Origin of the sequence: Streptomyces sp. NPDC001231 (assembly GCF_042896885.1) — a bacterium.
Taxonomy (GTDB): domain Bacteria; phylum Actinomycetota; class Actinomycetes; order Streptomycetales; family Streptomycetaceae; genus Streptomyces.
The window spans coordinates 32,405-44,483 of sequence record NZ_JBIAXS010000005.1 but is presented as its reverse complement, the minus strand read 5'-3'; the positions used below and the strand labels follow the sequence as shown (position 1 = coordinate 44,483).

Genomic DNA, 12,079 nt, shown 5'->3' with positions numbered 1-12,079 from the left:
GGACACGTAAGCGCCCGGTTGCTGGCGACGGGGGATGCACCAGCAACCGGGCTACTGGAACGGTAACAAGAGATCGGCAGTTCGCAAATTCGATCCCGGCTTTCCGGTCACCGGGCGGACGGCTTTCCGGTCACCGACTCGCCTGAGTCGTCCTCCGGTTGTGACGGGGGTCACCCGATCTGCCCGAGCGGGGCGGCCGACCGGAGGGCCGGCCGCCCGGCCGTCGCTCAGCTCAGCGTGACCTGGCGGTTAGTCAGACCACCGCGGGCCCGCCGCTCGTCCCCCGTCAGCGGCGTCTGCGTGGCCAGCGCGGCGGCCAGTTGCTCGGCGAACTCGGCGGCCGGCTTCTCCACGTCCTGGGCGCCCATCTCGCTCGGCAGGTCCCACACGGGCACGGTGAGGCCGTGCGCCCGGAAGGAGCCCACGAGACGGGTGCCTTCACCGAGGTTCGAACGGCCCGCCGCGTGCAGCCGCGCGAGAGCGTCCAGAAGCTGCTCCTCCGCGTGCGGCATGACCCAGCGCAGGTGGTTCTTCTCCGGCGTCCGGCACCAGTACGCCGCCTCGACGCTCTCCAGGCGCACGGTCGGAATGGCCGCCGCGTTGGCCCGCTCCAGAGAGGCGGTGACCTCGGGCGTCGCGTTCTCCGCGTCCGGCACCCAGAACTCGAAGCCCTCGTGCACCACCGGCTCGAAGGGGGCCTCGAGGTCGAGCAGGTCCTGAAGCCGCGGGCCGTCGGCCGGGGCGCGGCGGCCCTGTACCGGGGTGCCGGGCTTGGCCTCCAGGGCGCGCAGCAGGGTGTCGGCGAGGTCGCGGCTGATGTCGCCGGACGCCGTGTCGTTCTGCAGGCCGAGCAGCACCGAGCCGTCGTCGCGGCGCAGTGCGGGCCAGGCCATCGGCAGGACCGTGGCGAGCGTGACCGCCGGGACGCCGTCGGGCAGGCCGTCGCGGAGCGCCAGCCCGGCCGTGGCGGCGGGGACCAGCTCGCGCAGCGCCACCCAGTCGCACTCGCCGGGCAGTCCCTCGAACGGCCGCTGCACCAGCTCGGTCACCGCGTGCGCGGCGGCTCGGCCGTGGCAGGCCTTGTACCGCCGGCCGCTGCCGCACGGGCAGGGCTCGCGCGCACCGACGACCGGGATCTCTCCATCCGTGAGCTGCGGGCGCTTGGCCTTCGTCTGGGGTCGCTTCTTGGCCATCTGGGTGTCTCCCGGTTACGGCTCGTCTCGTACGGCGCGAGCCTAGCCGTTCACGCCGTCAACGACGGGACCCTGTGGACGCGGCGGGGAAATGGCGGGGAACGGGGGAATGGCCAGGAACGCCAGGGAAGGGCGACAACCGGCCGGCCCCGCGCGCCCGAGCCCGCGGCACGACCCGGGCATCGCCCGGGCGCGGCGCACGCGTGCGTGTTCAGTCCAGGTCGCCGAAGGCGTCCGTGAAGCCCAGGTCGGGCAGGGCCGACACGGGCGGTGCGGTGATCCGGGAGGCGAAGTCGTCGCGACGGTGACCGGCGTCCGGGTCGTGCACGTCGTCGTGGACGACCACCCATACGGTGACCTCGCCGCCGACGCCGTCCCGTACCCCCCAGTCGTCGCAGAGGGCGGTGATGATGTTCAGCCCGCGGCCACCGTGCGCGGTGACCGAGGGGGTGGCCGGGGACGGGCGGGTCGGGCCGCCGCCGTCGGTCACCTCGACGATCAGGCTGCCGCCCGCGTCCACCCGCCATGCGGCCCGGACGTCGCCGTCGCCGGCCAGGGCACCGCGCAGCGGCCGGCCGTGCTTGCAGGCATTGCTCAAGAGTTCGGAAAGGATCAATACGGCGTCGTCGATGACCGATTCCGCCACGCCACCACTGCGCAACTGATCACGCATCCGGTGTCTTGCTTCCCCCACGCCCGCAGGGCCATGGGGTACGGCCATGCTCGACGACGTGGGCACCTCCTGTGCCACCACCAACGCCACCCCCGAGACCTCCTTCGCCCCACGCCACGGAGTGGATGCCCCACCGGCCTGTACCGGAAACCGGCCGAATCGCGTCCGGCGACGCATTTGGAACGCTCGATCACTCACCGAACGCGCCGGAGCACTCCCTGTCATCACGGCTGGACCGGCGGCCGGTCAGCGGCCGAGCCGGTGCAGGACCGCGCGCGGGCGGTTGGTGATGATGGCGTCCACCCCCAGGTCCACGCAGAGGTCGACGTCCGCGGGATCGTTCACCGTCCACACGTGCACCTGGTGTCCCGCCTGCTTGAGCCGCTCCACGTACACCGGCTGGCTGCGCACGATCCGGATCGAGGGCCCCGCGATCCCGACGCCCGCCGGCAGCCGTCCGTCCCGCAGCCGCGGCGAGACGAACTGCATCAGATAGACCGTCGGCAGGGCCGGCGAGGCCGCCCGCACCCGGTGCAGGGAGCGCGCTGAGAAACTCATCACACGCACCGGCGACCTCGTGGCCGAGGCCGGGGCGTCCAGCCCGAACCGCTTCAGGAGCGTCAGCAGCCGCTCCTCGACCTGCCCGGCCCACCGTGTGGGGTGCTTGGTCTCGATGGCCAGCTCCACCGGCCGGCCGGCGTCGGCGACGAGTTCGAGCAGTCGCTCCAGGGTGAGGACGGAGGTGTCCTCGGGGTCCTCGGGCCGCACCTCCCAGTCCGGCTCCTCGACCCGGCCGCGCCAGGACGCGCGCGTGCGCCAGGAGCCGAAGTCCAACGCGGCGAGGTCGGCGAGCTCCAGGGCGGACACCGCTCCCCGGCCGTTGGACGTACGGTTGACGCGCCGGTCGTGCACGCAGACGAGATGACCGTCCGCGGTCAGGCGTACATCGCACTCGAGGGCGTCCGCGCCGTCCTCGATGGCCTTCCGGTAGGCGGCCAGCGTGTGCTCCGGGGCGGCCTCGGAGGCTCCGCGGTGGGCGACGACTTGGATGCGGTGCTGCCGTGCGTGGGTCACCGCGTCATGGTGCCACCGCGGCGGAATGGGCGGGACAGTGGAGAGCCGTCGATAATGTGTCTGTTTCATGTGAGATGACCTATATAAAGAATGTACCTGGACCCACAGCAACGGCTTATGGTGCTCTGACGGCCCGTGGGAAAAGCTGACTACGTACACACCTGCACATGCACAGCTGGAGCGCGCCGGGTCGCCGGCGGGCATGGCGAGCGTGACCGAGTGCGACCGACAACAACAGCCGTGGACCAAGGAGAAGAGCTGTGAGCACCGAGAACGAGGGCAACACGGTACCCCCGGCACCGTCCGCACCTCCCGCGCCGGTGGATACTCCCGCTGCTTCCCCGCACCCGGCCGCCCCCCAGGGCGGCCCGTCCGCACCTCCGCCCCCGGACGCGCCTCCGCACGTCCCGGGAGCCCACGGCGGGGCCGGCGCGCCCGCACCGCAGGGCCACGGCTCGCCCGTCGACGGCTCCTGGCCGCCCCCGTCCTCCGCCGTGCCCGCCTACGGGGACGGCGGCGCGGGAGGTTCCGGCTGGGGCGCCGCGTACCAGCAGCACCAGCCCGCGCCCAAGCCCGGCGGCCGACGCGGCGGCCTGGTCGCCGCGGTCCTGGTGGCCGCGCTGGTCGCCGGCGGTCTGGGCGGCGGCCTCGGCTACACACTGGCCAGGAACGACGACAGCAGCTCCACCACGGTCTCGGCCTCCGACAACGGCGCCTCGCAGATCAAGCGGGACCCGAACTCGGTCGCGGGCGTGGCCGCCAAGGCCCTGCCGAGCACGGTCACCATCGAGGCCGAGGGAACCGGCGGCCGCGGCGGCACCGGAACCGGATTCGTCTTCGACACCCAGGGCCACATCGTCACCAACAACCACGTGGTGGCCGAAGCCGTCGACGGCGGCAAGCTCAGTGCCACCTTCCCCGACGGCAGGAAGTACGACGCCGAGGTCGTCGGCCACGCGCAGGGCTACGACGTCGCGGTCATCCGGCTCAAGAACGCGCCCTCGGACCTCAAGCCGCTCGCCCTCGGCGACTCCGACAAGGTGGCCGTCGGCGACGAGACGATCGCCATCGGCGCGCCCTTCGGCCTGTCGAACACGGTGACGACCGGCATCATCAGTGCGAAGAACCGTCCCGTCGCCTCCAGCGACGGCAGCTCCGACAGCAAGGCCTCCTACATGAGCGCCCTGCAGACGGACGCCTCCATCAACCCGGGCAACTCCGGCGGCCCGCTCCTCGATGCGCGCGGCGCGGTCATCGGCATCAACTCCGCCATCCAGTCCGCGGGCACCGGCGGCCTCGGCGGCGCCGGCCAGTCCGGCTCGATCGGCCTCGGCTTCGCCATCCCGATCAACCAGGCCAAGTACGTCGCCCAGCAGCTGATCAAGACCGGCAAGCCCGTCTACGCCAAGATCGGCGCGTCGGTCTCCCTGGAGGACACGACCAACGGTGCCAAGATCACCGACCAGGGCGTCAGCGGCTCGGACCCGGTCGAACCGGGCGGCCCCGCCGCCGAGGCCGGCCTCAAGCCCGGTGACGTGATCATCAAGCTCGACGACCGGGTCATCGACTCCGGCCCCACCCTCATCGGCGAGATCTGGACCCACAAGCCCGGCGACAAGGTCACCGTCACCTACAAGCGCGCCGGCAAGGAGCACACGGCGGACCTCACGCTCGGCTCCCGCGTCGGCGACAACTGATCCCACGCGGGCCTGCCACACCGCCTCCGCAGGTCACAGATGTACTGGTCAGAAGGGGTGCCTCTCTCTGAGGGGCACCCCTTCTGTGTCGAGCACGACAGTCAGTCCTCGGGCTGGACCATCCTGCCCGACACCGCATCAAGGTGGACGGCTGATCCCCAAGGTTTCGATTCCCCCTCCTGGATCATGTTGACGATCCAGACGGGGCGCCATTCTCCGTAGACCTCTTGGGCAATCAGGGAAACAGGACTTCCCGGCTTGAGGTGTTTAAGTGCCTCTGCTCGCTTTTCTGCAGCAGCCTTGTCGAGCTCTGGTTTCGGCAGCTTGGGGTCATCGACAAGGCAGACTCCGCCGACACTGCCGTGCGGGCAGCCATCCATACCTCCCCGTACTCCTCAGCCAGTGGACCCCATGTGGGCCACGAACCCCGCGAGACGCCGGAGGCCGGTACGCTGTACCCGCTCCGCCCCTGGTGGGCGGGGACGAGGTGGGTTGCCCGAGCGGCCTAAGGGAACGGTCTTGAAAACCGTCGTGGCGCGAGTCACCGTGGGTTCAAATCCCACACCCACCGCGTAGCAGGTCAGAAGCTTGCAGGTCAGAAGGGGTGTCACTCTCCGGAGCGGCACCCCTTCCGCGTGACCTTGTCTCACCCTGGCTCGCCGGTTTCCCATCTCTGACCAGGGTGTGCGGCCAACCTGCGGTCAAGAATCAGGGTCCCTAGCCCGCACTCTCGTGCTCCGTCGCCCCCGCTCGATCAGCGCGTGCTGGAGTTCATCGACAAGGACGGCGACGTGCTCGGTACGACCGGGGCGAGGGCCGACAAGCTGGACCCCAGCGAGACGAACACCGGGCACGGCACCTCTTGAGGCCGAGATCGTGAACGGAAAGATCGCCGACATCGAAGCCGTGCGGGTATCGCAGGTCGACCGCACCGACCCGGCGGGGGCCGGGTCGTGTCCGAGGCTAGAAGTGCCCGAGGTCCATTTCGTGATCCAGCCGCTCCTTCAGCTTCATGACGTCCTTCAGGACGGCATCCATCGCGGCCAGGTCCGCCGCATCCGTCTCCTGCACACCCTTGGACACCCTGTCGGCCAGGTCGCGGAGATCCGCGTAGTACGGATCCGCCCCCGCTTCGTCGTGCAGTTGCTGCGCCACGGGAGCCGCAAGCGGCTGAATCAGGATGAGAGTCGCCTGGCATTGGTGGTCAGTGACACAAACACCGGAGAACGTCTCCGCCGCAGCGAAGCTCGTGTACTGAAGCGCAGCAGATCTCGTCGCCCTCATCTCATCGGGCTTCACCTTCGGGACCGTCGCCGCATCGGGCTTCACCTTCGGGGCCGTCGCCGCTGGCTTCGCTTCCCCAGTCGGGCTCGGCTTGCCGGCCTCCCCGCTGCACGCCGTCATCAGAACCAGTGCCCCACCCGCGGCCAGCACGGATATGCTGCGGCCGACCCACTTCCGGATCTTCATGCGCGGGAACGTAGCAGTTCGTCGGCGACGAGTTGTTCTCAATCGAGGTCGAGGACTGAGCGGCACCGCGAGGGCACGGCCACGACAAGTCCCAGGCCCGTCTCCGCAAGGGAAGAGGGCCGCTCCGGTGTCAATCCGTCGCCGGCCACACCTCGGGCCCGCCGCCGTGCCACTCCACCAGGGGCGACATCGCCACGTCCAGTTCGTCCATGCCTTCCAGACCGGCCCGCTCCATGAAGACTGACAGGTCGTGCAGGCTGTACGCCGTGCCGATGGTGGTCCCGTCGGCTCGCACCTGCCGGCCGCCGCCTTCCCCGGGCGGGTCCACGATCACGCGAGCAGTCATGGCACCATCCTGCGGCCGGGCCGTGCGGGACGCATCGCGGCGTGGATCAGTCGAGGTACCCGAGCGCAGCGTCGGGCCACCGTCCTGGTCAGGGCAGCGAGGGCCGTCCACAGCCGCGTCAGACGCTGACTACCGCCCACACCGCAGAGGAGACCGCGGGCACCACGGTCTTCGGGTACTGAAGGGATCGGTGTGCTCGCACCATCCCGGTCCGCCGCACGGAAGCCCTGGCCATATCAAATAAGGACATATCGGTTCATTGTCCCAACCATTCTTCGGGCACGTTCGGGTTCAGTACACCCGGCGGTGGCAGCCGGTTCACGACCCGCCTTTAACGTGCCTTTACCCGGTATCCCGCCGGGCGCGTTTGTGGCTGCCACAAGAGGAGCCGTGAATGCCTCATCGATCGAGGAGCATCGGCGATGCGCAAATCCGTCAGAATCCTGACGGTCCTCGCCACTGCGGGCGCGCTGGCCGCCAGCATGCCGGCGGCGGCCAACTCCGCGCCCAAGGACACCCCTGCCAAGGGCAAGGACATCCGCAACATCATCTACCTGCTCGGCGACGGCATGGGCCGCACCCACGTCACTGCCGGGCGTGAGCGCTTCTACGGCGCCGAGGGCAAGCTCAACATGGAGCGCATGCCCTTCTACGGCGCCGTCTCGACGTACGCCGTCGAGAAGGGCAGCGACCAGCCCGCACTGGTCACCGACTCCGCCAGCGCGGCCACCGCCTGGGCGTCGGGTGTGAAGACCTACAACGCCGCTATCGGCGTGGACTCGTACGAGAAGTCCGCGCCGACCCTGATGGAGCAGGCCAAGAAGGCCGGCTTCGCCACGGGCAACGTCTCCACCGCTGAGATCACCGACGCCACTCCGGCCGGCATGTTCAGCCACGCGCTGCTCCGCGGCTGCCAGGGCCCGACCTACTCCGACGCCTCGTGCCTGCCGAAGAACGCTGACGGCACGTACGAGAACAAGCCGGCCGACAAGACCCTGATCACCCCGATCGCCCAGCAGATCGCCCGCAACGGCGTCGCTGACGTCATCCTCGGTGGCGGCCTGTCCCGCTTCCAGCCGGACGACGAGAAGGCGATGAAGGCCCAGGGCTATCAGGTCCTCGGCAGCTTCGGTGACGCCAAGCTCAGCGAGCAGACGGCCGCCAGCCAGCAGGCCGCCACCAAGTCCGAGCTTGACAAGGTCAAGAAGGGCAAGGTCATCGGCCTGTTCAACCGCGGCAACCTGACCGTGGAGAACGCCAAGGCCAAGCTTCCGGCGGGTGCCGCCGAGAAGCAGGAGCCGACCCTGGCGGAGATGACCAAGAAGTCCATCTCCCTGCTGGACGGTGCCTCCAAGAAGGGCTTCCTGCTCCAGATCGAGGGCGCGCTGATCGACAAGCGCTCGCACGCCAACGACGCTGCGCAGACCCTTGACGAGATCAAGGCGTTCGACGACGCCGTCAAGGCCGCGGTCGACTTCGCCAAGAAGGACGGCCACACCCTGGTCGTCGTCACCGCCGACCACGAGTGCGCCGGCTTCAACATCATCGAGCGTGGCACCTTCACCAACGCCGAGGCGGCCGCGCCTCCGGTGAACGTCGACTCGGGCAACACGGCGAACAACTCCACGCCGTCGCGCGCGGGTGGCAACGTGCTCGACCGGACCCGCTCCACCGGCATCGTCAACGGAGCCGGCGCGGGTGACGCGAAGAACTTCGCCCCGGCCACCTTCCGCACCGCCGACGACCCCAAGGGCGTCAAGGACGGTTCCCCGGAGGCCAGCCTGTGGCTGACCTACCTGTCGGGCAACCACACCGGTGCCGACGTGCCGATCTACGCCTTCGGCCCCGGCGCCGACGCTTTCGGTGCAAGCCAGGACAACACCGACCTGTACCGGAAGATGTACACGTCGCTGTTCCGCTCGCAGCCGGCCAAGCAGCAGCACTGATCACGTGAAGCGGGGCCGGGAGCGCATACCGCGCTCCCGGCCCCGTCCGGTTTCCGCACCCGCTCCTGACGAAGGCCGACTGGCCAATGCCGGCAGCCCAGGGACGCGGAAGCCGTCGGTCGGGCGCCGACCGTCCCGAGTCCGTACCAGGAGTCCTCCCCATGACCCTTCCCGCAAGCCCCCGCAGCCGTACCCGTGTTCGCGTCGCCTCCGCCACGGCCGTGGGTGTCCTCGTGCTCGGCGCACTCACCGGCTGCACCAGCAACGGCCAGGACAGCCGGCCGCACAGCACGGCATCGTCGGCCACGTCCAGCGAACTCGCCCTGCCCACGCCTCGTTCCGCCCCCGCTCCGGCGGCCAGCCTCAGCCCCGCCGCCACCCCCGGTGAGGTCCGTATATCGGACGGGCCCTTCACCGACCGGGTCCGGATCACCAAGCTCGCCCTCGCCGAGGGACCGGCCGCCGTCACCGGACACCTGGTCGTCACCTCCGACGTCAGCGACCTCATCGCCCTCGAGTTGCGTGCCGCCTACTACGACGCCCAGGGCCGCCTGCTGGGCACCGGCACCTTCGAGCACACCGAGGAGGGCCACGCCCACGGGGAGCACTCCGGCCCGCAGGCCGAGAACGGGGGGATCGACTTCACCATCCCCGCCAAGGGCATCCAGGGCACCCCTGCTGCCGCCGTGGTCTCCATCCCGGTGCTGGTGAACGAGTAGCGGCGGTTTTACGGCCGACGGGCCGCGGAGTGGCTCTGAGCAGGTCGCGAGCCGTAGTGGGTGGTGTGTTGTCCCTCCTGGGGGAGCAATAGCGTTGATCACCTGCATGACCTTTCCGGCTGCCCGCCCGAAGCTTCCACTCCAGGTCCAAGTCTGTTGGCGGGCTGCTGGGCGTTGTTCTGAGACGGGCGCTGCGGTCCCTGTCAGCGATCTCGCCTAGCCTCCGGTCATGAGCATGATCGGTGAGTACCTGCGTGTCACGGCTGCTGAGCTTGACCGAGTGATCCAAGACCCCGACTGGGCGTTGGACTTCGTTGCAGAGGTCCAGGACGCCGAGGAGGAGTCCGAGCCTGCGCCGGCTGAGGCGCGTCACTTCAGCACGTACAAGACCTGGGACATGCTCGGCTTCTTGCTGGAGCGTGCCGAGTTCTCGGTGGACGTGATCCATGGTGAGGAGCCGTTCGCCGAGGACGAGGACTGGGGATACGGGCCTCCGAGGTACCTGCGGCCCGAGCGGGTCCGGCTCGCCGGGGAAGCTCTGAGGGCGACCACCTACACCCAGCTCATCAGTGGGGTGGATCCTGCTGAGCTGACCAACGCTGAGGTGTACCCCCTTGCTGGGGCGTACCCCCTCGGATGGAGTGAGCCCGGCGTGCTGGAGTGGGCGCGTCACTGGTACGACGGACTCACACAGTTCTTCGAGGCTGCCGCCAGGGCGAACGACGCGGTGCTCGTCTGGCTGGACTGACAGGCTCCTGATAAGGCAGTTCGTTCAGGCGCCGCTGCACGAACGTCCTCCTTGGGACTCGAACGGGCGGAAGATGACGTTCGTTGCCAGACTGCCGACGTGGATCAAGAGCACCAAGAACCGAGTCGAGGTTCTGCGAGCCATCGAGCGCATCAGGGCCTCGCTGGTGAATTGAAAGCTCTGCGGGGCGCCTGGTTCAGCGGGCACGACCCCGGGCCTGGGGCACGTGGCGGGCACGGCGGCGAGGACGACGGTGCCGCTGGGAGGCTCGCACCCACTTGACCTGCGGTGGAGCGACGGGCGCGCTTGACTGCCGAAAGGTCTCGAAAAGCGTAGTGGCGCGAGTCACCGTGGGTCCAAATCCCACACCCACCGCAGCAGGTCAACGTAAGACCAGGTCAGAAGGGGTGCCGCTCTCCGCAGTGGCACCCCTTCCGCGTGATCCTGTCCCACCCTGACTCACCGGTATCGCAGCATCACGATTCGGCCCGTTGGGTGATGGCCGCCTCGGTGCGGTCTCCCAGGAACTCGTACCACCGGCGTTCCAGGCAGACGTAGCGCACGTCCGCTTCGACGAGGCTCAGGAAACCCGACACGGTCTCGGTGAGACGTTGCTGGAGCCCCGTGTCGGCCAGCGTCCCGTCCTCGGCGAAGGCCTGGTAGCTGTCGGCCAGGCTGAACATGTCCGGGTAGACGCGGGTGCCCAGGTGCTCCAGGGGAACCCTCAGGGCCCACAGCCCCCGGTTGCCGCCGATCAGGGACGGCGAGGCGGAGACGAGCATCGCGTGCTTGCTCTTGAACGGCTGCGGCCGGACACGGGAGACCCAGTCGATCGCGTTCTTCAGCACTCCCGGCACGGAGGCGTTGTACTCCGGCGACGAGATGACGAAGGCGTCGCTCTGCTCGAGTCGGTCGCGCAGGGCGAGGGCGCCCTGCGGCAGCCCTTCGGTCGCCTCCATGTCGCCGTCGTACAAGGGCATGTCGAAGTCGTGCATGCCGGCGAGGTCGACGGTGGCACCGGTGTCGGAGATGAGCCGGGCCACGAGGGAGGCGAGGCGTGCGTTGGCCGAAGCGGTCCGCAGTGCCGCACCGAAGACCAGGAACCGCAGCGGGCCGGGAGGCGTGTCCGTGGGCATGGATCCGTCCTTCCGCCGTGGGGACGCGCCTCCAGCGGGGGCGCCCCACTGACCAGTGTGGTTCCGGGAGCGCCGCCGTGCGACCGGCGGCCGGAGCCGGCCAGGCCGATGATCGGGCGCCCGCTCGGGGCCGTTCTCGTCGGGGGCTCAGGGCCGGTGGCCCGTCAGACGGGCCGCGGAGGCTATGGTCGCGCGGGCCTCGTGCTCGGTCAGGCCGGTGTGCAGGGCCGCGTCGACCAGGGGGGTGACGAGGGCGGGGCCGATGCCGTCCTCGTAGGCGCGGCAGGCGGCCCAGAACAGGCGGGTGTTGCGCTGGCCCTCGTGGGCGCCCAGGACGAACTGCACCAGGCCCTCGCCGTGCCGGCCCGCCGAGGACGGTGCGGGGTGGCGGGCGGTACGGGGCGGGGGGAGCAGGAGGCGCAGGAGGGCGCGCGGACAGGGGGCCGGCGCGAGGTGCGCGGTGCCGGGGGAGGTGACGTAGACGCCGTGTCCGGTGCGGGAGCCGGGGCCGACCAGGTAGCCGCCGGCGCCGCGGATGTCGATGCCGGGGGCCAGGCGTCCGGCCGAGTTGGGGACGACGACGTCGGGCGGCCCGCTCAGCCACAGGTGGCGGCCGCCGCTGGGGGTCAGGACGACCACGGTGGCGGGGATGGCGAACAGGTGGCGCTGAGCGAGTTCACGCAGGGCCGCCGAGGCGTTCGTGCCGGTCTTGGTGTCGAGATCGACGCCGATCAGATGGTGCGGGGGCAGTCCGCAGGCGATGCCGTAGCCGGTCGCCCAGGGTGCGGCGGCGAACAGTTCCCGGATGCGGGCCGGGTCGGTCGAGGCGTCGTACACCCCGTGGCCGAAGCGGCCGCACTCGCCGTGGCAGGGCGGACCGGGCGGGCCCACCGGGCCGGGGCCGTCGCGGTGGGGGGAGCGCAGGGCCGGGAGTTTCGTCCGGGACAGGGGGATGACGGCCAGTCCGCGTTCGGCGGCTGACAGGGCGTGCGCGAGGGCCAGCGTCGTGGCCTGCCGGTCGATGGTGGCCATGCTTCTATGTTCGTACGTACGTTCGAAAAAGAAAAGAGGGGCGGG

General features: G+C 70.0%; 12 protein-coding genes and 1 tRNA gene. 5 read left to right on the top strand and 8 right to left on the bottom strand.

The features are described 5' to 3' along the window. Window positions 1-227: 227 nt before the first annotated feature. From ACFY3J_RS07935 to ACFY3J_RS07925, 3 genes are all read right to left on the bottom strand, one after another. On the bottom strand, window positions 228-1,193 hold the full coding sequence (locus ACFY3J_RS07935) for a DUF5926 family protein (RefSeq protein WP_384174209.1): 966 nt from the start codon (window positions 1,191-1,193) through the stop codon (window positions 228-230). 211 nt (window positions 1,194-1,404) lie between these two features. After that, on the bottom strand, window positions 1,405-2,043 hold the full coding sequence (locus tag ACFY3J_RS07930; protein WP_384174206.1) for an ATP-binding protein: 639 nt from the start codon (window positions 2,041-2,043) through the stop codon (window positions 1,405-1,407). 69 nt (window positions 2,044-2,112) lie between these two features. Further along, window positions 2,113-2,940, bottom strand: coding sequence for a glycerophosphodiester phosphodiesterase (locus ACFY3J_RS07925; RefSeq protein ID WP_384174203.1), 828 nt, complete (start codon window positions 2,938-2,940; stop codon window positions 2,113-2,115). A 260-nt stretch (window positions 2,941-3,200) separates the two neighbouring features. Here ACFY3J_RS07925 and ACFY3J_RS07920 point away from each other — a divergent pair, with 260 nt between their 5' ends. After that, on the top strand, window positions 3,201-4,637 hold the full coding sequence (locus ACFY3J_RS07920) for a S1C family serine protease (RefSeq protein WP_384174200.1): 1,437 nt from the start codon (window positions 3,201-3,203) through the stop codon (window positions 4,635-4,637). 101 nt (window positions 4,638-4,738) lie between these two features. On the opposite strand, the gene ACFY3J_RS07915 is transcribed toward ACFY3J_RS07920, so the two are convergent. Further along, complete coding sequence (locus tag ACFY3J_RS07915; RefSeq protein WP_390840543.1) at window positions 4,739-5,017, bottom strand: hypothetical protein; 279 nt, start codon at window positions 5,015-5,017, stop codon at window positions 4,739-4,741. A gap of 106 nt (window positions 5,018-5,123) precedes the next feature. Between ACFY3J_RS07915 and ACFY3J_RS07910 the strand changes: the two genes are divergently transcribed. Beyond that, a tRNA-Ser gene (locus ACFY3J_RS07910) sits at window positions 5,124-5,208 on the top strand. Window positions 5,209-5,600: 392 nt separating this feature from the next. Here ACFY3J_RS07910 and ACFY3J_RS07905 read toward each other — a convergent pair. Both ACFY3J_RS07905 and ACFY3J_RS07900 read right to left on the bottom strand, forming a co-directional pair. Continuing rightward, window positions 5,601-6,107 (bottom strand): hypothetical protein, encoded by a 507-nt coding sequence (locus tag ACFY3J_RS07905; protein ID WP_390840542.1) that lies wholly within the window; start codon window positions 6,105-6,107, stop codon window positions 5,601-5,603. Window positions 6,108-6,237: 130 nt separating this feature from the next. Then, window positions 6,238-6,453 carry a hypothetical protein gene (locus tag ACFY3J_RS07900; protein WP_384174191.1) on the bottom strand — a complete coding sequence of 72 codons (216 nt, stop codon included), beginning with the start codon at window positions 6,451-6,453 and terminating at the stop codon, window positions 6,238-6,240. A gap of 422 nt (window positions 6,454-6,875) precedes the next feature. Here ACFY3J_RS07900 and ACFY3J_RS07895 point away from each other — a divergent pair, with 422 nt between their 5' ends. The 3 genes from ACFY3J_RS07895 (at window position 6,876) to ACFY3J_RS07885 (ending at window position 9,866) form a co-directional block, all read left to right on the top strand. Then, on the top strand, window positions 6,876-8,399 hold the full coding sequence (locus tag ACFY3J_RS07895; protein ID WP_384174188.1) for an alkaline phosphatase: 1,524 nt from the start codon (window positions 6,876-6,878) through the stop codon (window positions 8,397-8,399). A gap of 161 nt (window positions 8,400-8,560) precedes the next feature. Continuing rightward, window positions 8,561-9,118, top strand: coding sequence for a hypothetical protein (locus tag ACFY3J_RS07890; protein ID WP_384174185.1), 558 nt, complete (start codon window positions 8,561-8,563; stop codon window positions 9,116-9,118). A gap of 229 nt (window positions 9,119-9,347) precedes the next feature. Next, a complete protein-coding gene (locus ACFY3J_RS07885) occupies window positions 9,348-9,866 on the top strand; it encodes a YfbM family protein (RefSeq protein ID WP_390840541.1) in 519 nt (172 codons plus the stop codon). A gap of 476 nt (window positions 9,867-10,342) precedes the next feature. On the opposite strand, the gene ACFY3J_RS07880 is transcribed toward ACFY3J_RS07885, so the two are convergent. Both ACFY3J_RS07880 and ACFY3J_RS07875 read right to left on the bottom strand, forming a co-directional pair. Further along, complete coding sequence (locus tag ACFY3J_RS07880; RefSeq protein ID WP_390840540.1) at window positions 10,343-11,002, bottom strand: NADPH-dependent FMN reductase; 660 nt, start codon at window positions 11,000-11,002, stop codon at window positions 10,343-10,345. Window positions 11,003-11,149: 147 nt separating this feature from the next. Beyond that, window positions 11,150-12,034, bottom strand: coding sequence for a bifunctional DNA primase/polymerase (locus ACFY3J_RS07875; protein WP_384174176.1), 885 nt, complete (start codon window positions 12,032-12,034; stop codon window positions 11,150-11,152). Window positions 12,035-12,079 lie beyond the last annotated feature (45 nt).

Bases quoted from the DNA above. Each gene is read 5' to 3' on its own strand.
- ACFY3J_RS07930 (WP_384174206.1), bottom strand. From the start codon at position 2,043: ATGCGTCGCCGGACGCGATTCGGCCGGTTTCCGGTACAGGCCGGTGGG.
- ACFY3J_RS07880 (WP_390840540.1), bottom strand. From the start codon at position 11,002: ATGCCCACGGACACGCCTCCCGGCCCGCTGCGGTTCCTGGTCTTCGGT.
- ACFY3J_RS07935 (WP_384174209.1), bottom strand. From the start codon at position 1,193: ATGGCCAAGAAGCGACCCCAGACGAAGGCCAAGCGCCCGCAGCTCACG.
- ACFY3J_RS07895 (WP_384174188.1), top strand. From the start codon at position 6,876: ATGCGCAAATCCGTCAGAATCCTGACGGTCCTCGCCACTGCGGGCGCG.
- ACFY3J_RS07875 (WP_384174176.1), bottom strand. From the start codon at position 12,034: ATGGCCACCATCGACCGGCAGGCCACGACGCTGGCCCTCGCGCACGCC.
- ACFY3J_RS07900 (WP_384174191.1), bottom strand. From the start codon at position 6,453: ATGACTGCTCGCGTGATCGTGGACCCGCCCGGGGAAGGCGGCGGCCGG.
- ACFY3J_RS07890 (WP_384174185.1), top strand. From the start codon at position 8,561: ATGACCCTTCCCGCAAGCCCCCGCAGCCGTACCCGTGTTCGCGTCGCC.
- ACFY3J_RS07885 (WP_390840541.1), top strand. From the start codon at position 9,348: ATGAGCATGATCGGTGAGTACCTGCGTGTCACGGCTGCTGAGCTTGAC.
- ACFY3J_RS07905 (WP_390840542.1), bottom strand. From the start codon at position 6,107: ATGAAGATCCGGAAGTGGGTCGGCCGCAGCATATCCGTGCTGGCCGCG.
- ACFY3J_RS07915 (WP_390840543.1), bottom strand. From the start codon at position 5,017: ATGGATGGCTGCCCGCACGGCAGTGTCGGCGGAGTCTGCCTTGTCGAT.